Below are 20,853 nucleotides of genomic sequence, written 5' to 3' on the forward strand. Positions count from 1 at the left end.
CACCCCCGCGAGGAGGTGACCGGCCCGTCGTCCGTCCGGCACCGGCCCGACGACGCCCCGCGCGTCAGGCGGTGCGGCGGCGGCGAGCGCGGACCGCGAGGAGCGCGGCGCCCGTGCCGACGAGCAGCAGCGCGAGCGTCGTCACGGCGACGACGTCCCCGCCCGTGATCGCGAGGCCGCCGGCCGACGACGCGGTGTTCGTCAGCGTCACGACGACCGGCGCGCCCGCACCGACCGTCACCTCGGTCACCCGCTCGTCACCGACGGTGAGCACCGGCGTGCCCCAGTCGACGCCGCGGACCGTCGGCAGGTCGGTCTCGGTGAGCCGCACGACGGTCCCCACGGGAAGGTCCTGCGGCCCGTCGACGACCTGGCCGTCGGCCCGCACCGTGAGCGTGCCGGTGACGGGCTCGCCGTCGCGGTCGAACGCGTAGCGGACGGTGAACTCGGTGCTCGCCGGCACCGAGCCCGCCGCGGCCCCCACGACCTCCTTCACGACGGAGAAACCGCCCACGGCCTGGTCGGCCGTGTTCGTCACCGTGACCAGCGCGTCCGTCCCGTCGCCGACGACGAGCGTCGGCGGGCTGAAGACGGGCGTGCCCCACTCGACGCCGTCGACCGCGGGCAGGTCCGTCTCGCCGAACGTCACGACCGTCCCGGCCGGGAGGTTCTGCGGCCCTGCGACGACCGTGCCGTCGGCCGGGACCTCGACGGAGCCGCCCACGGGCGTGCCCTCGAGCTCGTACGCGTACGTGACCGTGAATGTCGTCCCCGCGGGGACGAGGTCCGCGCGGTCGCCCACGACCTCCTTCGCGACGGAGAACCCGCCGACCGCGGCCACGTCCTGCGTCGTGTTGGTCAGCGTGACGAGCGTGTCCTCGCCGTCACCGACCGTGACGGACGCGGGCGAGAACACCGGCGCGCCCCAGACGACGTCGCCCACCTCGGGCAGGTCGGTCTCCGTGAACGTCACGACCGTCCCGACCGGGAGGTCCTGCGGGCCGTCGACGGCCGTGCCGTCGGCACGCACCGTGAGCGTCCCGGCGAGCGGGCCGTCGTGGGTGAACCCGGCGGGCAGCGCCGCGGACCACGCGACCGAGAACTCCGTGCCCGGCGGCACGCTCCCGGCGAGGTCGCCCGTGACGGTCTTCGCGACGGAGAAGCCCCCGACGAGCGCGTCGGCCTGGTTGGTCAGCGCGACGCCCGCGACGGCGTCGCCGTCGCCGATGGTCACCGTCGCGGGCGAGAACACCGGCTCGCCCCACGCGACCCCGGGGACCGTCGGCAGCGGCTGCCGCTCGACGAAGCGCACGACGGTGCCCGCCGGGAGGTCCTGCGGTCCCGCGTCGACCGTGCCGTCGGCGCGGACCGTGAGCGTGCCCTGCGTGTCCCCCGCGTACTCGGCGCCCTCGGGGAGCTCCGCCGTCCAGTCGACGACGAACTCCGTGCCGCCCGGGACGGCGCCGGCCGCGCCGCCCGCGACGGTCTTCTGGACGGCGAACCCGCCGACCTCCTGCACCGCCTCCGCGGTGTTCGTCAGCGTGACCTCGACGGCCGCGCCCTCGACCATCGTCACCGACGGCCCCGGATCGAACGACGGGACGCCCCACACGACGCCGTCGACCGCGGGCAGCGGCTGCTGCTCCGCGAGCGTCACGACCGTGCCGACCGGCAGGTCCGCCGGACCGCTCACGAGCGTGCCGTCGGCGCGCACCGTGAGCGTGCCCGTGGTCGGGCCGTCGTAGGCGACGTCCGCGGGGACGGTCGCGGTCCAATCGACGAGGAACGCGGTGCTCGCGGGGACGTCGCCCGCGGCGGAGCCCTCGACGGCCTTGCGGACCGCGAACCCGCCGACGACGGGCTCCGCGACGTTGGTGACCGTCACCGCGACGCCCGTCGCGCCCTCGACGACCGTCACCGGCCCCGCCGGGCTCACGACCGGGTCGCCCCACGCGACGCCGTCGACCACCGGGAGCGGCAGCCGCTCGGCGAACGTCACCGTCGTACCGACCGGCAGGTCGGCGGGCCCGGCCACCACGGCGCCGTCCGCGAGCACGCTCAGGGTGCCGGTGAGGTCGCCGTCGTACGTCGCGCCCTGCGGCAGCGTGGCCTCCCAGTCGACGAGGAACGCGGTGTCCGCCGGGACGAGGCCGAGGGCGTCCCCGGCGAGGACCTTCGCCACCGTGAAGCCGCCCGCGGCGGTGGTCCCGCCGCCGGCGTTCGCCGTGTTGACCACGGTGACCGTGACCGTGCGGCCCTCGGCGACGGTGAACTGCGCCGGGTCGCCGAGCGGCTCGCCGTCCACGCGGATCACCGGCGTGCCCCACTCGACGCCCGCCACCGACGGCAGGTTCGTCTCGCGGACCGTGACGACCGTGCCCTCCGGCAGGGTCGGCCCGTTCAGCAGAGCTCCGCTGATCGGGACCGTGAGCGTGTCGCCCCCGGTGACGCCGTCGGGCTGCTCGTAGGTGTACTCCACCTGGAACGTCGTGCCCGCGGGCACGTCCGCGGCCGCCTCGCCCGTCACGGTCTTCTGCACGGCGAAGCTCGCGCCCCCGGTGCAGTCGAACGGGCCGGGCCCGATCCACGGGTAGCTGTGCATCTCGAGCCCGCCGGTCACGCTCGGGTCGCCGAACGTGAGGTTCCCGCCCACGAGGACGCGGCCGTTCGTGCTCGTCGTGATCGTCGCGTCCGCGACCGGCGCGACGATCGTGCCGAGGAACTGGTCGGCCCGGCCGAGCGCGAGGTCCGGCGTGGACGCGAAGTTCCACAGGATGCGCGCGGCCCAGTTGCCGAAGCCCGGGTTGGAGTTGAAGTCGTTGATGAACGGCGAGCCGTTGCCCTCCCAGTAGTTGGGGCTCAGGCTCACCGGGGCGTCGCCGGTCACGTTGATCGCGATCGCGACGTCGTCCGGCACGTTCGCGAAGACGATCTCCTTGACGCCCGCGAGCTGCGCGGCGTCGACGGTGAACACCTGCGGGTCGGCGGTGCCGACGCCGGTGAAGGTCACCCGGTTCCCCGCGACGACGCCCGCCGCGGTCGCCGGCCACCCGGCGATCGTCGCCGACGCCTCCGCGACGACGTCGCCGTAGCCGGCCCACTCGCCGAGAGCGGCCGCGCCCATGCCCTGCGTGACCGGGGCGTCCGCGCCCGGCGTCGTCCCGGCGGTCGAGAGCGACCCGCCGCCCGTGACCGCGGCGCCCACGTCCACCGCGCCGCCGGTCGGCAGCGTCGAGCCGACGGTGACGCTCGTCTCCGCCCCGATGTCCAGGCCTCCCCCGACGGCGAGCATCACCGCGCCGTCCGGCGGCGTGATCTGCGACCCCGCGCCGACCGCGCCGATGCTGAAGTTCCCGGGGGCGTCGATCGTCGCCTCCCCCGTGACGACGAGCAGCCCCTCCGACTCCGCGGCGCTCGCCGTGGCGAGGTAGTCCCCCCCGGTCCACACCGTGACGTTCGTGTCCGTGAACAGCGGGGGCGTCTGGCCGACGTTCGGCATGTCCCCTGGCGCGGGGCAGGACCCGACCGCGGCGGAGGCCGGGCGCGCCTGCGGCCCCGAGACGAGGACGACGGCGCCGGCCAGGGCGAGCACGGCGGCGACGAGCGCCGCGACCGCTCTGCGCAGGCGTCCGGGTGCGACGCGGAGGGAGGGTGGGCGAGGGGTCATGCCGGGCTCCAGGTTCCGGGGGGGGTGCGCCCCGCGGCCGCGAAGCCAGGACGCCATGTCACCCAGGAGACGCGCCGGGACGCCGATCATGACGCGAACCCCGCGGTGACGTCGGTCATAACCCCCGGGGGTCGCAGCACTGCTCGGGACGGCACCCCTCCGCGGCCGTCGGGCTACCGTGGCGTCGGAGGTGTCGCCTGTGACCGCTCGTGCCCGGACCACCTGGATCGTCGTCGCCGTCGTGACCGCGCTCGCCGCCGTGGCGGCCGTCGCCTGGTACCTCACGCGGCCCGCCCCCGCGCCGCAGACCGCGCCGTCGGGCCCGCCGTCCGCCCCGGCCGACCCGGCGCCGTCGGGCACGTCGCCGACGCCGTCCACCCCGCCCGAGGACCCCCTGGCCGGGTGGACGCTCGAGCAGAAGGTGGGGCAGCTCTTCATGGTCGGGGTCGACGTGCGGGACCCGCAGCAGGTGAGCTACGACGCCGTCTCGCGCCTGCACGTGGGCAACGTGTTCCTCGCGGGCCGCTCGCAGGCCGGGACCGGCCCGACGGCGGACCTCGTCGCGGGCTTCACGGCGCTCGTCTCCCCGGAGACGACGAACGGCACCCCGCTGTTCGTCGCGACCGACCAGGAGGGCGGGAAGGTCCAGGTGCTGCGCGGGCCCGGGTTCTCGCAGATCCCGACGGCGACCGACCAGGCCCGGCTCGACCCGGCGACGCTCCAGGCCGACGCGACCACGTGGGGCGCCGAGCTCGCCGCGGCGGGCGTGAACCTCAACCTCGCGCCCGTGATGGACCTCCTGCCCGAGGGGACGGCCGCGCAGAACCCGCCGATCGGGGCCTTCCAGCGCAGCTACGGGTTCACGCCGGACTCGGTCACGTCGCACGCGAACGCGTTCAGCGCGGGCATGGAGGCGTCGGGCGTGGACGTGACGATCAAGCACTTCCCCGGGCTCGGCCGCGTCACCGAGAACACCGACACCGACGCCGGGGTCACCGACGACGTGACCACGCGCGACGACGCGTCGGTCGCCGTCTTCGCGTCGGGCATCGAGGCCGGCGCGGCGTTCGTCATGACCTCCACGGCCGTCTACCAGCAGATCGACGGGACGCTCCCCGCGGCCTTCTCGCCCGTCGTCGTGGACGGGATGCTGCGGGGCGACCTGGGGTTCGACGGCGTCGTCCTCACCGACGACGTGTCCGCCGCGCAGCAGGTGCAGGCCTGGTCGCCCGCGGACCGCGCCGTCCTGACGATCGCCGCGGGCGGCGACATGGTGCTGGCGTCCGCGGACCCGAGCGTCGTCGAGCCCATGGTGGCGGCCGTCGTCGAGCGCGCGTCGAGCGACGACGCGTTCGCCGCGCAGGTCGACGCGGCCGTGCTGCGCGTGCTCGCGGCGAAGGAGCGGCTGCGCTGAGCGCACGGCCCGGCGGTATAACTGACCGCATGGCTGCCCGTCGCCCCGCTCCCCGCCCGACGCTCGAGGCCGTCGCGGCCGTCGCGGGCGTCTCCCGCGCCACGGTGTCCCGCGTGATCAACGGCGTGCCGACGGTGGACCCGGCGATCGTGGCGGTCGTCGAGCGGGCGATCGACGAGACGGGCTACGTCCCCAACCTCGCCGCCCGGACGCTCGTCACCCGGCGCACGGGGTCGGTCGCGCTCGTCGTGTCCGAGCCGTCGGAGCAGCGCTCCCCGAGCCCGTTCCTCGAGCGGCTGTTCACCGACCCGTACATCGGGCGCGTGACCGCGGGCGCGCAGCAGGTGCTGCGCCCGCGCGACATCCACCTTGCGATCCTGCCCGCGGACCCGCCCGCGCACGACCAGGTCGTGCGCTACGTGCGGCAGGGGCACGTCGACGGCGTCCTGCTCATCACGTCGAGCGCGAGCGACCCGCTGCCGGCACGGTTCGCCGCGCTCACCGTGCCGGTCGTGCTGTCGACGCACCTCGACGGGGTCGACGAGGCGGCCGGCGTGAGCTGGGTGGACCTCGACCAGGCCGCCGGCGGCCGGATCGCGGCCGAGCGTCTGATCGCGGACGGCCGCACGCGCCTCGCGACCGTCGCCGGCCCGTCGGACGTGCCGTTCGCGCGGGGACGCCGCGACGGCTTCCTCGAGGCGGTGCGGGCCGCCGGGCTCGCGGAGCCGTTCGTCGTGGAGGGCGACTTCACGCGCGCGGGCGGGGAGGCCGCGGCGCGCGAGCTGCTCGCCGCGCGACCGGACGTCGACGGCGTGTTCGGCGCGAGCGACCTCATGGCCGACGGCGCGTCGCTCGTCCTGCAGGAGGCGGGCCGCCGCGTCCCGCAGGACGTGGCCGTCGTCGGCTTCGACGACTCGACGGTCGCGCGCCAGGCCCACCCGCCGCTCACGACGGTCCGGCAGCCGGTCGAGGAGATGGCGGCCGAGATGGCGGGGCTCCTGCTCGCCGCGATCGACGACCCGGACGCCGACGCGCGCTCGGTCCTGTTCGAGCCGCACCTCGTGGTCCGCGACTCCGCCTGACCCCACCCGCCGGGTGCAGCAAGACGTCGCGGTCGGGACGTCCGACCGCGACTTCTTCCTGCACTCAGCGGAGCGTGTGGTCCCGGGTCAGTGGCCCCCGCCCGCGACGAACGCGATGCCGACGGCGATCGCGACGACCACGACGGCGAAGCACACGACGGCGCCGACCTGACGGGGGCGGGTCGCGCGCTCGACGCGCACGGTGCGGCCGTCGGACGTGAAGCGGCCGTCCGGGGCGCCGACCTCGACGGGCACGGCGCGCCCGGCGGCGAGCCGGACCCCCAGGGCGAACAGGGCGGGCAGGCCCGCGCCGACCACGAGGCCGGCGACGACGACCTTGAGCAGCGAGTCGATCTCGACGAACACGGTTCTCTCCTCCGGGCTGCCGGTCAGACGCCCGCGCGCTGGCGCGAGGCGGGCGTGGTCGGGGTGGTCGGCGCCGGGGCGGGCGCGGCGTCGGTGAACGGGTCGGCGACGTCGAGGCGACGCTCGAGCGCGGCCTCGCGCGCCTCGACGACCTCGGACTCGAGCCCGGCGTCCACCGCGCCCTCCTCCCAGGCGTCGTTGACGTTCGTGTGGTCGACGGGCTTGCGGCGCGAGGCGATCCAGATGGCCAGCGACGACCCGACGAGGATCGCGAACACGACGACCGTCCCGGCGGCGCCCCCGATGCCGTGCTGGATGCCGTAGCAGGCCGCGCCGACGAGGCCGGCGGCCGGGAGCGTGAGGCCCCACGCGGCGAGCATGCGGCCCGCGACGCCCCAGCGGACCTTCGCGCCGGGCATCCCGACGCCGGAGCCCAGGATCGAGCCGGTCGCGACGTGCGTCGTCGAGAGCGAGTAGCCGAAGAGGCCCGACATGAGGATGACCGCGGCGGACGACGTCTCGGCCGCCATGCCCTGGCGGGTGTCGATCTCGACGAGGCCCTTGCCGAGCGTGCGGATGATCCGCCAGCCGCCCAGGTACGTGCCGAGGGCCATGAAGAACGCGCAGGACAGGATGACCCAGAACGGCACGCTCGAGTCGGCCGGGACGGCGCCCGCCGCGATGAGCGCGAGCAGGATGATGCCCATCGACTTCTGCGCGTCGTTGGTGCCGTGCGCGAGCGAGACGAGCGACGCGGAGCCGACCTGGCCCCAGCGGAACGCCCGCGTGGAGACGTCCTCGGGGACGTCGCGCGTGAGGCGGGCCACGGCCCACGTGCCGACGCTCGCGACGCCGACCGCGATGAGCGGGGCGAGCAGCGCGGGGATGAGCACCTTCGCGGCGACGCCGCTCCAGATGACGCCCTGCGTGCCGACGGCCGCGAGCACGGAGCCCACGACGCCGCCGATGAGCGCGTGCGACGAGCTCGACGGGATGCCGAGCAACCAGGTCAGGAGGTTCCAGGTGATGCCGCCCACGAGTCCCGCGAGGACGACCTCGAGGGTGATGACGTCGGCGTCGACCAGACCCTTCGCGATGGTCGCCGCGACGGCCAGGGAGAGGAACGCCCCGACCATGTTGAGGACGGCGGAGAGGGCGACGGCGGTCTTGGGCTTGAGGGCCTTGGTGGCGATGGACGTGGCCATCGCGTTGCCCGTGTCGTGGAAGCCGTTGGTGAAGTCGAAGGCCAGTGCGGTCACGACGACGAGCACCAGCAGGAGCGTCTCGGTCACGTCGTCCATGGTGCGGTCACGACCGCCGCGCGCTCGACCATCCTGTGGATTCTTCCGCCACTGTTCACCGACAGTTCATCCGGCGTTCGAAGCCCTCGTTCGAACGCCGCAAGGGCCCGTCCGCACCCGGGCCGGACGGCCCGGGAGCGGGGGCGGACGGCCCCTGGCGCGGCCGTGGCGGACGGGCCCGGCGCGGCCGTCCGCCCGCGTCAGGCCGGGGTTCGGGCGGCGAGCTCGGCGAGCGTGTCGTCGAGGTCCGCGACGACGGTCGCGACGGCCTCGCGCTGGGTCCGCGCGCGCTCCGCGGACGCGGCCACGGCGGTGCGCGCCTCGGCGAGGTCGGCGTCGAACCGGTCCGCGCGAGCCTGCGCGTCGGCGCGCTGGTCGCGCGCGCGGCGCTCCCCTGCGAACCACTGCCACGCGGCGAGGCCGGCCGCGACGACGGCCACCGTGAACCACGCCGGCGAGGCGGCGAGGCCGAGCACGACGCCGAGCACCGCGACCGCGGCGGTCCCGCCGACGGCCCCCCACGACACGCCGTCCACCGGTTGCGCGAGGAGCTCCGCGCGGGCCGTCGCGGCCGGTGCGGCGCCGTCCTCGGTCGGCGTGACCGTCACGGTGCGGCCCCCGAGGCGCAGCTCGCGCGACGGCGCGGGCGCCGCCGCGAGCTCCGCGGCCCGCGCGTGGGTCGCGGCCCGGAGCTCCTCGGCGACGAGCGGGCCCGCGAGCGCCGCGCGCCCGGGGTCGGTCCCGCGGGCATCCTCGACGAGCAGGTCGACGAGCGTCCCCGCCGGGGCGTCCCACCCGGGCCCGTCCTCCCGTGGTGCTCGCCCGACGCGCTCGTCGAGCAGCGCCGCCCGGTCCAGGAGCCCGCGCTCCACGGGCGCCCCCTCGTCCACGAGCGACGCGAGGACGCGGAGCAGCGCCGCGCCGGGCGTCTCGGGGGTCCCGGCCGGGTCGTCCGCGCCCCCGGCGGCCGGCGAGTCCGCCGCACCGGCGCCGGACGCACCGGGGCCGACGGCGACGGGTGCGACGGCGGGCGTCGGCGCACCGGTCGGGAGGGGTCCGGGGTCCGACGCGGGCACCGCGACCTCCCCCGCCACGAGCGCGCGCGACCACGCCGTCCACGACCGCAGGAGCGGGAGCGCGTCGGGGGCGGCGGCCCGACGGCGCGCCCCGGCCGCGTTCCCTGCGGCCTCGGGGCTGCCCCAGGCCGCGCCGTCGGCGGGCGGCTCGGGCAGCGACGGCGCCGCGTCCAGGAGCCGGGCCCGCCAGCGGGCGCGCGCGTTGTCGTCGAGCAGCGCGACCCGCTCCGCGAGCGCGCGGCGCACGACCTCCACCCCGTCGCCGCCGAGGTGACCGGCCGCGGCCGCGACCCACAGCGCACGCTCGGCCCCGGTGACGCCCACCTCGTCCGGCCCCTCGCCCGCGCCCGGCGACGGCTCGGGGGCGCCGTCGGCGCTCCCCCAGCCCGCGGCGGGCAGGACGGGCGCGTCGAGCACCCCCGGCACCCACTCGCGCGCGAGTCCCGGCTGCCCGACGAGCGCGCACACCGCGACGAGGTACGTCGCGGCACGACGGCGGTCGCGCAGCAGGGCCTCCTCGGCGGCCTCCCGGTCGAGCCGCCCGGCGGGGAGCTCGGCGACCGCGAGCGCGGCGGGCACGAGCCAGTAGCCGGGCACGTCCACGAGGTCCGGGGAGCTCCGCAGGTGGGACACGTCGCCCTCCCCCGTGACGACGGCCCGCGTGAGGGCGCGCGCCGCGTCGCGGGCGCGGCGCGCGGGCGTGAAGAGCGCGAGCTCCTCACGGACCTCGCCGAGCTCGATGAGCGCGTTGACGAGGCGCGTCAGCACCTCGACGCGGCTCGACAGGTCGCCCTCGAGCGAACGCAGGCGGCGGTGGAGCGACGCCTCGCGGGACCGCGCCATCGCGGCCTGGGCGGCGAGCTCGTCGGACAGGGCCCGCATGTTGCCCTGGTCGCTGCGCCAGGAGCTGTACGTCGACATGCGCGCGAGCGTACTCAGCCGGGCGGCGCTGTCGAGGGGGAGAACTCCCCCGGGCGCGGCCCGTCGGTGCGGGGCACCGATGCCGAGACCGGCCGCGCCGTCAGCGACGCGGGCGCATGAGGGGCGGGTCGAGCACCGCGGGCACGCTCGCCGGGGCGTCGTCCGGGTCGGGCGCGGCGGCGTCGGGTCCGGCGCCCGGCTGCGGGCCCGGCGCCGGGCGCGCGGCCCGGTAGAGCGCCGCGGGCCGCCCGGCCCCGCCCGACGTCGTGCGGCCCGTGTCCTCGAGGAAGCCCGCGGTCGTCGTGGCCTTGCGGGAGAAGTTCCGCGGGTCCAGCCGCACGCCCCAGACGGCCTCGTAGACGCGCCGCAGGTCGGCGACGGTGAACTCGGGCGGGCAGAACGCCGTCGCGAGCGCGGAGTACTCGAGCTTGGCGCGGGCCCGCTCGACGCCGTCGGCGAGGATCCGCGCGTGGTCGAACGCGAGGCCGGTCCCCGGCCCGTCCCCGAGCAGGGGCTCGACGGGGTGCCAGGCCGCTCCCCCGGCGTCGGACCCGGCGTGCACGACGCCGAACTCGGGCGCGAGCAGGAGGTACGCGACCGAGAGGACCGGGCCGCGCGGGTCGCGGTCGAGCGGGCCGTAGGTGCGGAGCTGCTCCAGGTGCCCGGGCGGTCGGACGCCCGTCTCCTCGGCGAGCTCGCGGCGCGCCGCCCGGGCGAGCCGCTCGCCCGGCAGCACGAACCCGCCGGGGAGCGCGAGCGCGCCGCGGTACGGCTCGACGCCGCGCTCGACGAGGAGCACGTGCAGCGCGTCGTCGCGCACGGTGAGCGCGACGACATCGACCGTGACGGGCAGCAGGGCCGCGCCGGGCGGGACGTCGGGGGCCGGTGCGGCGGGTGCGGTCATGGGCCCATCGTCGCACATTCGCGTCAGGTTGACGAGAACCCCCGCAGCGGCCTACGCTCGTTATTGTCAGATTGACGAAAACCGATCGGAGACGACCATGGCCACCATCCGCACCTATCCGTGGACGCGGCACTTCCTCGGGAGCCCCACCGGGCACGTCGTGCACCTGCGCCGCGGGCGGGTCGCCCACGAGGGCGTCGGTCAGGCGTTCTGGTTCCGGCCCACGACGTCGGTCCTCTCCGAGGTCCCCGTCGACGACCAGGAGCTCCCCGTCTTCTTCCACGCCGTGACCGCCGACCACCAGGACGTCACCGTGCAGGCCGGCGTGACGTACCGGTTCGCCGACCCGGTGACCGTCTCGCAGCGCCTCGACTTCGCGGTCGACCCGGGCAGCGGCGAGACGAGCACCGCGGGGCGCGACCAGGTGACGAGCATCGTCGGGCGCCTCGCGCAGAGCCGGGCCACCGACGCGCTCGCCGCGATGCCCCTCGCCGACGCCCTGACGACCGGCGTGCCGCGCGTGCGCGACGTCCTCACCGAGGCGCTGACCACCGACCCGCGCCTCACCACGACGGGCATCGTCGTCATCGGCGTCCAGGTGCTCGCCGTGCGGCCGGAGAAGGACGTCGAGCGCGCGCTCCAGACGCCCGCGCGCGAGCACGTGCAGGCCGAGGCCGACCGCGCGACCTACGAGCGCCGGGCCCTCGCCGTCGAGCGCGAGCGGGCGATCGCGGAGAACGAGCTCGCGAGCAAGATCGAGCTCGCGACCCGGCGCGAGCGCCTCGTCGCCCAGGAGGGCGCGAACGCGCGGCGCGAGGCCGAGGAGAAGGCGGCTGCGGCCCTCGTCGACGCCCGGGCGACCGCCGAGCGCGCCCAGCTCGCGACCGACGCCAAGGCGGAGCAGGTGCGCGTCGTCGGCGCGGCCGAGGCCGCCGCCGAGCAGGCTCGCATGGACGTGTACGCGAGCGCCGGGCAGGGCACGCTCCTCGCGCTCGCGCTGCGCGAGGCGGCCGGGTCGTTGCCCGACGTGCAGAACCTCACCATCACGCCCGACCTGCTCACCGGGGTGCTGTCGACCCTGGCCCGCGGGCTCGGCCCCGACGGCGGGTCGCCCGCCGCGACGCCCGGGAAGGCGGCCTGACGATGCTCCGGCGACGTGCCGTCGTCGTGCACCGGCGCACCGAGCTCGACGACCTGCTGGACCGGCACGGGACGCGCGGCCAGGCGGAGTTCTTCCTCCGGTCGCGCGGCCGGTCGCTGGCCGAGGTGCAGGCGCGGCACGACGCCCTCACGGCCGCGCGCGACGCCGTCGTGGCCGCGCTGCCCGCGGGCTGGGCGCGCGCCGACGTCGAGCGCGCGGACCTGTCGCGGTTCCTCGTCGCGCCCGAGGACGTGGTGGTGGTCGTGGGGCAGGACGGCCTCGTCGCGAACGTCGCGAAGTACCTGCACGGCCAGCCGGTCCTCGGCGTCGACCCGGAGCCCGGCGTGAACGCGGGCGTGCTCGTGCGGCACCCGGTCGCGGCGGCGACGACCCTCCTGCGCGGGCTCGGGAGCGACGCCGAGGCGCCGGGCGGCGCGCCCGACCGGGTGGCGCTCCTGCCCGTCGACGCGCTCACCATGGTCCGCGCCGACCTCGACGACGGCCAGCACCTCACCGCGCTCAACGAGGTGTTCGTCGGGCACCCCAGCCACCAGAGCGCGCGCTACACGCTGCGCTGCGGGGCGGGCGAGGAGCGCCAGTCGTCGTCGGGCGTGCTCGTCGCGACGGGCACGGGCGCGACGGGCTGGTGGGCGTCGCTCGCGCACGACCGCGGCGGGCGGCGTGCCCCGGGGCGCACCGAGCACCGGCTCGGCTGGTTCGTCCGCGAGGCGTGGCCGTCACCCGCGACGGGTGTCTCGCTCACCGAGGGCGTCGTCGAGGAGGGGGCCGACGTCGCGCTCACCGTCGCCTCGGACCGGCTCGTCGTGTTCGGCGACGGCGTGGAGGACGACCGCCTCGTCGCTTCGTGGGGCCAGACCGTGACGGTCCGCACCGCCGACGCCCCGCTCCGCCTGGTGCGGCCCTGAACCCCCGGCCGCGGCGCGCCCGCCTTTCGGCCCGATTTCACCCGGGTGATCCGTCGGGACGGCGAGGGTCGATGGGTAGCATCGCAGCGGTCACAGGATCCCCATGACTCCCCCTCCCGCGGGCCTGGCCTGCGGGGACGCCGACCCCACGAGCCCACCGAGGTCCCCGCCATGAGCACGCCCATCGCCTTCACCGACAACGTCCGCGATCTGTCGAACGCCGGGGGCTACCAGTTCGAGTTCCGGTGCGAGCGCTGCGGCAACGGCTACCGCTCCGCCTACCGGACGGACGTCGTCGCGAAGGGCAGCAGCCTCGTCCAGGCGGCAGGCCGGTTCTTCGGGGGCAAGGTCGCCGACCTCTCCTACGCGGCGGGGTCGTGGGCCGCGGACCGCCAGACCAACTCGCAGGCGAAGGACAAGGCGCTCGACGCCGCCGTCGGCGAGGTGCGCGACGCGTTCCGCCAGTGCCACGGGTGCGGCGACTGGATGTGCCACGAGGTCTGCTGGAACGACGTCGTCGGGCAGTGCGTGCGCTGCTCGCCCAAGCAGGTGGAGGAGCTCGCCCAGCTCCAGGCCGAGGCCCGCCGGTACCAGGTCCAGGAGCAGCTCCGCACGACCGACCTCGTCGGCGGCGCGGACCTCCGGACGGCCGCCGTGACGCGGTGCCCGTCGTGCGCCGCGAAGGTCGACGGCGGCAAGTTCTGCCCCGAGTGCGGCGAGCGCCTGGCGCAGGTCACCGCGTGCCGCGAGTGCGGCACCTCGAACGCCGCGGGCGCGCGCTTCTGCGCGGAGTGCGGCAGCCCCCAGACCGTCTGACCCCCAGCCGCCGAGCATGCGGCCACCGCCCGTCCGGGACCTCGGACGGGCAGTCACCCCATGCTCGCGGCCTGGTACGGGGTCAGTCTCCGTGTCGGGGGTCGTTCTGGTCTTGCTCGCGCCGGCGGCGGGCGCGGAGCACCGCCTCGCGGCGCTCGCCGATCGCGTCGCTCGTCAGGCTCGTGAGGCGGTCCTGCGCGGCGCGCGCCTCGGCGCGCTCCGCCTCGACGCGCGCCCGGTGCTCGGCCGACTGCGGGCGAGACCGGACGACGCGCGGGCCGTCGCGCATCACGTACCCGTCGGCGTGCCGCTCGAGCCACCGCTCGCGCCGCGCCGCGCGCACGCGCTCGCGGTGGAACCGCCAGTCCCATCGGCGCCGCAGGGCCACCACGGACCACGCGGCGAACGGCACCGCGGCAACCAGCAGCGCGACCCGCCAGCCGGGCGGCAGCGCCGTCGACGCCCCCGCGCTCGCGAGCACCCACGCGACACCGGCCGGGACCGCGGCCCCGGCCTCGCGGCGGTCGGGGTGCCAGCCGCAGACGGCGAAGCGCACGAGGGTGTCCGTGAGCGGCGAGCGCCGCTGCGGCTGGAGGGGCACGGGGAGCGGCCCGGGCACGGGCGGCCCGAGCGTCGTGCCCGGCGCGACCCGGCTCGTGAACGACAGCCGGTCGCCCCGGGACGACGGCCGCAGCGCCCGCCCGGCGTGCACGAACGCCAGCGCGGCGAGCGGCCAGACGGCGCACGCCAGGTACCACGCGACCGTGCCGGCGAGCACCACGGCGACCGGCGCGACGACCGCGAGCCGCCCGAGCTCGGCGCCGGGCGACGCGACGAGCTCGGCCCAGGGCTCCTGGTCCGCCGGCGGCGCGAGCAGCCCGTACGCCGCGGGCGCGAGGTACAGGCCCAGGAGGGCGAGCCCGACGGCCGTCCCCACGAGCCCGACGGCGAGGTACCCGACCGGGCGCAGGAGCAGCACGGCCCTCCCGGGCGGCGTCGCGTCGCGCGCCGTCCGCGCGTCGGGCGGCACGGTCTCATCGGTCATCGCTCCCCCTCCGTCTGCGGCCTCATGCCCGCGGGCACGTCACCGGTCGGCCAGCCCGAGCACGTCGAGCACCCACGCGTCCTCGTACGCGACCTCGCGCCAGCCCTCGTAGCGGCCCGAGACCCCGCCGTGCCCGGCGTGCATCTCGATCTTCAGCAGCGCGGGCGCCCCCGCGGCGCGCAGGCGCGCGACCCACTTCGCGGGCTCGACGTACAGCACGCGCGTGTCGTGGAACGACGTCACGGCGAGGATCCGCGGGTAGTGCGACGCGTCGTCGGGCACGTTCTCGTAGGGCGTGTACGTGCGCATGTACCGGTAGACGTCGGGGTCGTGGAGCGGGTCGCCCCACTCGTCCCACTCGACGACCGTGAGCGGGAGCGACGGGTCGAGGATCGAGGTGAGCGCGTCGACGAACGGCACCTGCGCGAGCACGCCCGCGAAGAGCTCGGGAGCGAGGTTCGTCACCGCGCCCATGAGCAGCCCGCCCGCCGAGCCGCCCTGCGCGACGAGCCGCTCCGGGCTCGTCCAGCCCGCGTCGACGAGGTGCCGCGCGACCGCGACGAAGTCCGTGAACGTGGTGCGCTTGGCGAGCGTCTTGCCCTCGTCGTACCAGCGGCGCCCCATCTCGCCGCCGCCGCGGACGTGCGCGACGGCGAACACGACCCCCCGGTCGAGCAGCGACAGGCGCGAGATCGAGAACCCCGGGTCGATGCTGATCTCGTACGACCCGTAGCCGTACAGCAGGAGCGGCGCCGGCTCGGCGCCCGTGCCCGTCGCGTCGAGCCCGACGGCGTCGCGCCGCCACACGAGCGACACCGGCACCTGGGTGCCGTCCTCGGCCGTGGCCCACTCGCGGCGCTGCACGTAGTCCGCGGCGTCGTGCCCGCCGAGCACGGGCTGCTGCTTGAGCAGCGTGAGCTCGTCGGTCTCGACCCGCAGGTCGTACACGGTCGACGGCGTGACGAAGCTCGTGTACCCCAGCCGGACGTTCGGCTGGTCCCACTCCGGGTTGGCGCCCAGCGCCGCGGTGTACAGCGGCTCGTCGAACGCGACCTCGTGCACGTGCCAGAGGTCGGCGGTGGGCGCCGGGGTGTCGCCCGTGCGGATCGGGGTGGGCAGGCCCGCGGGCCGCGGCGGCTCGGGGCTCGCGAGGTCGATCACGCCGACCCGCGACAGCGCGTCGCGCCGGTAGGAGACGACGAGGTGCCCGGCGAACGCGTCCACGGCCTCGAGCCGGGTCGCGGGGTCGTGCGGCACGACGACGGTCGCGTCGCCCGGCCCGGCGGAGACGTCGGCGACACCGGTGACGACGAGCTCGAAGTTCTCCGCGCCGTCGTTGTGCAGGACGAGCAAAACGTCCCGCTGCTCCCCCGCGCGCCGCTCCGCCGCCCCGCCGAGCACGGGGTCGGCGACCGGATTCTCGTCAGGAAGGTCGCCGACCGCGTGCTCGGCGGTCGGGAACCACGTGCTCGGCAGGACGGCGTGCTCGACCGTGTACTCGACGCCCTCGCGACGCGGCCAGACCACTCGCGCCTCGCCCGTCGGGTCGTCGGCGTCGATCAGCCACGTCTCGGACGTGATCTTCGAGCCCGCGTCGATCTGCACGAACCGCTGCGAGCGCGAGACGCCCACCCCGACCCAGAACCGCTCGTCGGGCTCCTCGAAGACGACGACGTCCTGCGTCGCGGGCGTGCCCACCTCGTGGCGCCACACGCGCCAGGGCCGCCACGCGTCGTCGACCGTCGGGTAGAACACGTACCGCCCGTCCGGGGAGAAGACGGCGCCCGGGAACGTGCCCGGGACCTCGTCCACGAGGTCGGTGCCGGACTCCAGGTCGCGGATCCGCAGCGTGTAGCGCTCGTCGCCCACGACGTCGACCGCGTACGCGAGCCGCGTCCCGTCGGCCGAGACGTCGAACGACCCGAGCGAGAAGAACTCGTGGCCCTCGGCCTCGACGTTGTCGTCGAGGAGCACCTGCTCGCCCGGCACGGGCACGCCCGGCTCCAGCACGGGCGGCACCCAGGCCGACGGCGCGTCGCTGCCGAGGCTCGCGTCGATCGGGGCGCGGGCCCGGATCGGGTACTGCGACCCCTCGACCGTGCGCGCGTAGTACCAGTGCGCGCCCTGGCGCACCGGGACGGACAGGTCCGTCTCGAGCGTGCGGGCCTTGATCTCCTCGAAGATCCGCTCGCGCAGCGGCTCGAGGTGCGCGAGGCGCGCCTCGGTGTACGCGTTCTCGGCCTCGAGGTGCGCGACGACCTCGGGCGACTCCTTGTCCCGAAGCCACTCGTAGTCGTCGTCGACCGTCTCGCCGTGGTGCGTGCGCGGTGCGGGACGACGGGGGGCGACGGGCGCCTGCGGCGTCTCGGGCGCCTCGGCCACCTCGGGCTCGGGAGGAGACGGCGTGGCGGGCTGCGTGAGGTCGTCGGGCATCTCGCCAGGGTAGTGCCGCAGCCCGACGACATCAGCGCGTGAGCGTCGGTGCACCTCAGCCGAGGAGGGCGACCGTCTGCCCGTCCCAGCGCAGGAGCCGTCCCTGCACCGGGAGGAGCCCGCCCCAGCCGCCGTCGAGGTCCTCCGACCAGACGACCGACCCCGACGACAGCTCGAGGGCCACGACGCGCGAGCTCGCCCCCGTCGCGGGGTCGACGAGCACGAGGAAGGCGCACCGCCCGTCGGTGAACGCCTGCGTCACCACGGCGCCGTGACCGCGCTCGCCCGCGAGGTCGTCGACGAACCGCGACCACGTCTGCTCGCCCGACAGCGCGTCCAGCCCCAGGACCGTGCTCGCCGTCCCGACGACGGCCGTGCCCTCCGCGACGACGTACACGGCCTCGGGCACGCGGGCGCCGTCGAACGTCCACAGGCGCGCGCCCCGCTCGTCGAAGGCGCGCAGGGCGATGCCGTCGCGCACGAGGAGCACGCCCGGAGCGGGATCGTCGGTCGCCTGCGGGTCCAGCACCTCGCCCGGCACGTCGAGGAGCGGCGTCCCGTCCGGGTCGAGCACGCGGTCGGCGCGCAGCGCGCCGTCCGACCCCTGCCGGTCCGCGTCGACGAGGAACCGCCCGCCCGCGAGCGGGACCGCGCCGTCGGTCGGGGCGTCCGGGTCGTCGAGCCGCTCGCCGTCCGGCAGGAACGACGCCGCGACGCCGCACCCGCCCACGTCGACCAGGGTCTCCGTCGCGACGAGCAGCAGCCGCTCCGGGTCGACGTCCTCCCCGCCGGTCTCGGCGTCCCACGACGTGCACGACCACGGGACGTCCTGGAACGGCAGCTCGCGCCGCCAGCGCACCGCGCCCGTGGCGGCGTCCTCGAGCGTCACGACGACGTCCCGCCCCGCGACGCCGTCGACGGACTCGCCCGCACCGGGGTCGACGGCGACAGGGGCACCGCTCGGCTCGCCCGGCTCGCCGACGCGCTCGGCCCGCACGAGGCCACCGTCCGGGCCGGGGACCAGCAGCGCCCCCGCCGTCTGCGCCTGCCGCTGCCCCACGACCCGCCCCCGGGCGTCGAGCACCGTCACGGTCGCGGTGCCCTCCCCCGGCCGGGGCGGCGGGCTGACGTCGTACCAGGACGGCGCGACCCCCGACCCGGCGACGCACACCACCGTGCGCGACGGCACGGCCGACCGCTCCCACGGGCTCCACGACCCGCACACGGCCTCGTCGCCGCCGACCGGCACGCGCCACGCCTCGGCGCCCGTGTCGAGGTCGAGCGCGACCGCCTCGTCGCCGTTCACGGTGACGAGCAGGCCCGGGAGGAAGGCCGTCCCGCGGTCCGCCGCGGCGGGGGCGCGCCACTGCTCCGTCGGGGCGGTGTCGAGCGCGCGGACCGCGCCGCGCGCCGTCTCCAGCCGCTCCTGCGCGTCCCGGCTCGTCGCGGCGTCGACGACGAGCATCCCGCCGACGACGAGCACGACCACCCCGGTCGCGACCGCCGCGGCCACGACCCGGCGGCGGCGGCCGGGCACGCGCGGCGCCCCTGGCGGTCCGGGCGGAGCCCCTGGCGGAAGCGCCCCCGGACCCGACGCCTCGGGCGCCGACGCTCCGGGAGGCGGTGGAAGGGTCGTGCCGCGCGGCACGGCGTGCGGTCCGCCGAGCAGCACCGGGTGCGGCGCGTCGAGGAGGTCGAGGTCGTCGTCGACCCCGGCCGTGTCGACGAGCTCGAACGTCCGGCGGCCGTCGCCGCCGTCTCCCCGTCGGAGCGGCACCCCCTCAGCGTAGGCCGGTCGTCAACCGAGCCGGGCGATCTCCGACTGCCCGATCCGCAGGAGCCGGCCCTGGAGGGGAACGGGCCAGGAGCCCTCCTCCGGCCCGACACCACCGGACCACGCGACGTGACCGTCGGCGAGGTCGATCGCGAGGAGCTCCGTCCGCCCGTCGTCCTGGTAGGCGAGCAGGATCGCGCGCCGCCCGTCCGTGTAGGCGGTGTCCATCCAGCTGACGCTCCCGCCGGCCGCGGCCTCGACCGTCTCGCGGTCGAGGGACCAGCGCACCGTCCCCGAGGTCGCGTCGAGCCCGGTCATCCAGCCCGTGCTGGAACCCCCGGACACGACGACCGTGTCGTGCGTGGCGACGAGCACCGCCTCGGGCGCCACCACCTCCGACGAGCGCCACAGCTCGCTGCCGTCACCGTCGAACGCGACGAGCTCCCCCTCGGACCGGGCGAGGAGCGGCGCGTCCGAGCCGTCGCTCGAGCGCGGCACGAGGATCGGGCCGGGCGGCTCCCAGCGCACGGCGCCGTCCGCCGCAAGGACGGCGCGCGCCGCGTCGCGCGGTGCGGTCGCCGCCGAGCCCCAGGTGGAGGCATACCCCGACGGGTCGCGGTAGTACGTGCCGTCCGCGAGCGCGACGACTCCGTCCAGCGGGTTCTCCTGGTCGTCGAGGCGCTCGCCGCCCGGCGTGAACCACGCCGTGACGCCGCAGCCCTCGACACGAACGAGGTGCGTCTCGGTCGCCGCCCACAGGTTCTCGAGCTCCGCCCGGATCGTCTCCGTCCCGTCCGCCTCGGTCCAGCCGACGCACTGTCCTGACCCTTCGACGAACGGCACGTCGGCCTCCCAGCGCGTGTCGCCCGTGAGCGCGTCCTCGACGCGGACGACGGCGGGGCGCCCCAGGGGGAGGTCGGCGACCTCCCCGGTGGTCGGATCCTGCTCGACGACCGCGCCGTCGCCCGCCGGCACCTCGCCGACGCGCTCGGCCCGGAGGATCGTGCCGCCGGGCCCGGGGGCGGGCGTGCCGCCGTCGGACGTCGTGTCACGGCGCCCGAGCACCTCGCCGTCCGCATCGAGCACCGTGACCGTCCAGTCCGACGCGAGGGCGCGCCCGGTCTCGCGCTCGAATGTCAGCTCCGCGCCGCCGCCCGAGGCATCCTCGTCGGGGACGACCGGCGCCACGCACGCGAGGGTGGAGGCTGGCTCGCCGAAGGGCAGCGACCAGAAGAACAGTCCCCCGCAGGACGCGTACGCGCCGACGTCGACGCGCCAGCGCTCCGCCCCGTCGTCGAGCGAGCGGGCGACGGCGGTCCCGTCCTCGACCGTCATGACCGCCCCGGGCAGGAGCGCGAGCCCGCTGGAGACCTCGACGTCGGCCGTCCAGCGCTCGACGGGCGCGTCGGGCAGCGGCTCCAGGCCGCCGGGCGCGGCCCGCAGGCGCTCCAGGTCGGCCCGGCCCTGCCACGCGTCGACCGCGAGCATGCCGCCCAGCACGAGCGCGACCCCCGCCGCGACCCCCGCGACGACCGCCGCAGGCCGTCCCCGTCGGGGCGGTCCACCCTCGGCCGGGTCGCTCTCGGCCGGTTCGCTCTCGGCCGGGTCGTCGTCGGCCGACGCACGCCCGGGCGGGCCGTCGGGTCCCGCGGGACCGTCCGTCGCCCCGAGGGCGGCACGGACGCCCGCCGTCGCGCCCGGCGTCCAGGTCGTGCCCCCCGTCGCGCCGGACGGCACGCCGCGCGGCCCGCCCGGCGAGGCCAGGCCCGGGCCGCCGAGGGCGTCGTCTTCCGCGTCGACGTCGTCGGACTCGACCAGCTCGAAGGTCAGTCGGTCCCGGGCGTCACGTCGTCGGAGCGGCACGCGGCCAGCCTAGGGCAGCGCGCCCGGCGGCGGACCCGCCCCCGGCCGGGCCCGCCCCTGGGCGCGCCTAACCAGGCCGGACCGCCCCCGGCCGCGCCCGACCCGGGCGGACCCGCCCGGAGGC

14 protein-coding genes are annotated in these 20,853 nt (G+C 76.8%); 5 read left to right on the forward strand and 9 right to left on the reverse strand.

The features are described from left to right. Positions 1–64: 64 nt before the first annotated feature. Positions 65–3,667 carry a DUF5979 domain-containing protein gene (locus tag RSE42_RS17590; RefSeq protein WP_415297411.1) on the reverse strand — a complete coding sequence of 1,201 codons (3,603 nt, stop codon included), beginning with the start codon at positions 3,665–3,667 and terminating at the stop codon, positions 65–67. 199 nt (positions 3,668–3,866) lie between these two features. Here RSE42_RS17590 and RSE42_RS17595 point away from each other — a divergent pair, with 199 nt between their 5' ends. Beyond that, positions 3,867–5,081 (forward strand): glycoside hydrolase family 3 N-terminal domain-containing protein, encoded by a 1,215-nt coding sequence (locus RSE42_RS17595; RefSeq protein ID WP_415297413.1) that lies wholly within the window; start codon positions 3,867–3,869, stop codon positions 5,079–5,081. Between the two features lie 29 nt (positions 5,082–5,110). Then, positions 5,111–6,163, forward strand: a complete 1,053-nt coding sequence (locus RSE42_RS17600) for a LacI family DNA-binding transcriptional regulator (protein ID WP_415297414.1) — start codon at positions 5,111–5,113, stop codon at positions 6,161–6,163. An 87-nt stretch (positions 6,164–6,250) separates the two neighbouring features. Here RSE42_RS17600 and RSE42_RS17605 read toward each other — a convergent pair whose 3' ends face one another. The 4 genes from RSE42_RS17605 to RSE42_RS17620 form a co-directional block, all read right to left on the reverse strand. Then, entirely contained in the window at positions 6,251–6,529 is a 279-nt protein-coding gene (locus RSE42_RS17605) for a hypothetical protein (RefSeq protein WP_415297415.1), read from the reverse strand. 23 nt (positions 6,530–6,552) lie between these two features. Then, positions 6,553–7,830: an inorganic phosphate transporter gene (locus RSE42_RS17610; protein ID WP_086149942.1), complete on the reverse strand. Its 1,278-nt coding sequence runs from the start codon at positions 7,828–7,830 to the stop codon at positions 6,553–6,555. A 200-nt stretch (positions 7,831–8,030) separates the two neighbouring features. Continuing rightward, positions 8,031–9,827 (reverse strand): hypothetical protein, encoded by a 1,797-nt coding sequence (locus tag RSE42_RS17615; protein WP_415297416.1) that lies wholly within the window; start codon positions 9,825–9,827, stop codon positions 8,031–8,033. A 100-nt stretch (positions 9,828–9,927) separates the two neighbouring features. Continuing rightward, positions 9,928–10,731 (reverse strand): NUDIX hydrolase, encoded by an 804-nt coding sequence (locus RSE42_RS17620; RefSeq protein ID WP_415297417.1) that lies wholly within the window; start codon positions 10,729–10,731, stop codon positions 9,928–9,930. 97 nt (positions 10,732–10,828) lie between these two features. Here RSE42_RS17620 and RSE42_RS17625 point away from each other — a divergent pair, with 97 nt between their 5' ends. From RSE42_RS17625 to RSE42_RS17635, 3 genes are all read left to right on the forward strand, one after another. Further along, positions 10,829–11,872, forward strand: coding sequence for an SPFH domain-containing protein (locus RSE42_RS17625; RefSeq protein WP_255179846.1), 1,044 nt, complete (start codon positions 10,829–10,831; stop codon positions 11,870–11,872). A 2-nt stretch (positions 11,873–11,874) separates the two neighbouring features. Next, positions 11,875–12,798, forward strand: coding sequence for a hypothetical protein (locus tag RSE42_RS17630; RefSeq protein WP_415297418.1), 924 nt, complete (start codon positions 11,875–11,877; stop codon positions 12,796–12,798). 171 nt (positions 12,799–12,969) lie between these two features. Beyond that, positions 12,970–13,614 (forward strand): zinc ribbon domain-containing protein, encoded by a 645-nt coding sequence (locus tag RSE42_RS17635; RefSeq protein WP_085951360.1) that lies wholly within the window; start codon positions 12,970–12,972, stop codon positions 13,612–13,614. Positions 13,615–13,696: 82 nt separating this feature from the next. Here the strand turns inward: RSE42_RS17635 and RSE42_RS17640 are convergent, their stop codons facing one another. Genes RSE42_RS17640 through RSE42_RS17655 form a run of 4 tightly spaced genes read right to left on the reverse strand, consistent with a single transcriptional unit; the run spans position 13,697 to position 20,729 of the window. After that, the gene (locus tag RSE42_RS17640; protein ID WP_415297419.1) at positions 13,697–14,659 is read right to left on the reverse strand and encodes a hypothetical protein; all 963 of its coding nucleotides are present in this window, start codon (positions 14,657–14,659) and stop codon (positions 13,697–13,699) included. A gap of 39 nt (positions 14,660–14,698) precedes the next feature. Then, positions 14,699–17,092: a S9 family peptidase gene (locus RSE42_RS17645; RefSeq protein WP_415297420.1), complete on the reverse strand. Its 2,394-nt coding sequence runs from the start codon at positions 17,090–17,092 to the stop codon at positions 14,699–14,701. A 55-nt stretch (positions 17,093–17,147) separates the two neighbouring features. Then, positions 17,148–18,869: a PQQ-binding-like beta-propeller repeat protein gene (locus tag RSE42_RS17650; protein WP_409141779.1), complete on the reverse strand. Its 1,722-nt coding sequence runs from the start codon at positions 18,867–18,869 to the stop codon at positions 17,148–17,150. Between the two features lie 21 nt (positions 18,870–18,890). After that, entirely contained in the window at positions 18,891–20,729 is a 1,839-nt protein-coding gene (locus tag RSE42_RS17655) for a hypothetical protein (RefSeq protein ID WP_415297421.1), read from the reverse strand. Positions 20,730–20,853: the final 124 nt, after the last annotated feature.

This window comes from Cellulosimicrobium sp. SJTW-1, assembly GCF_047716875.1.
Classification (GTDB): Bacteria; Actinomycetota; Actinomycetes; order Actinomycetales; family Cellulomonadaceae; genus Cellulosimicrobium; species Cellulosimicrobium funkei.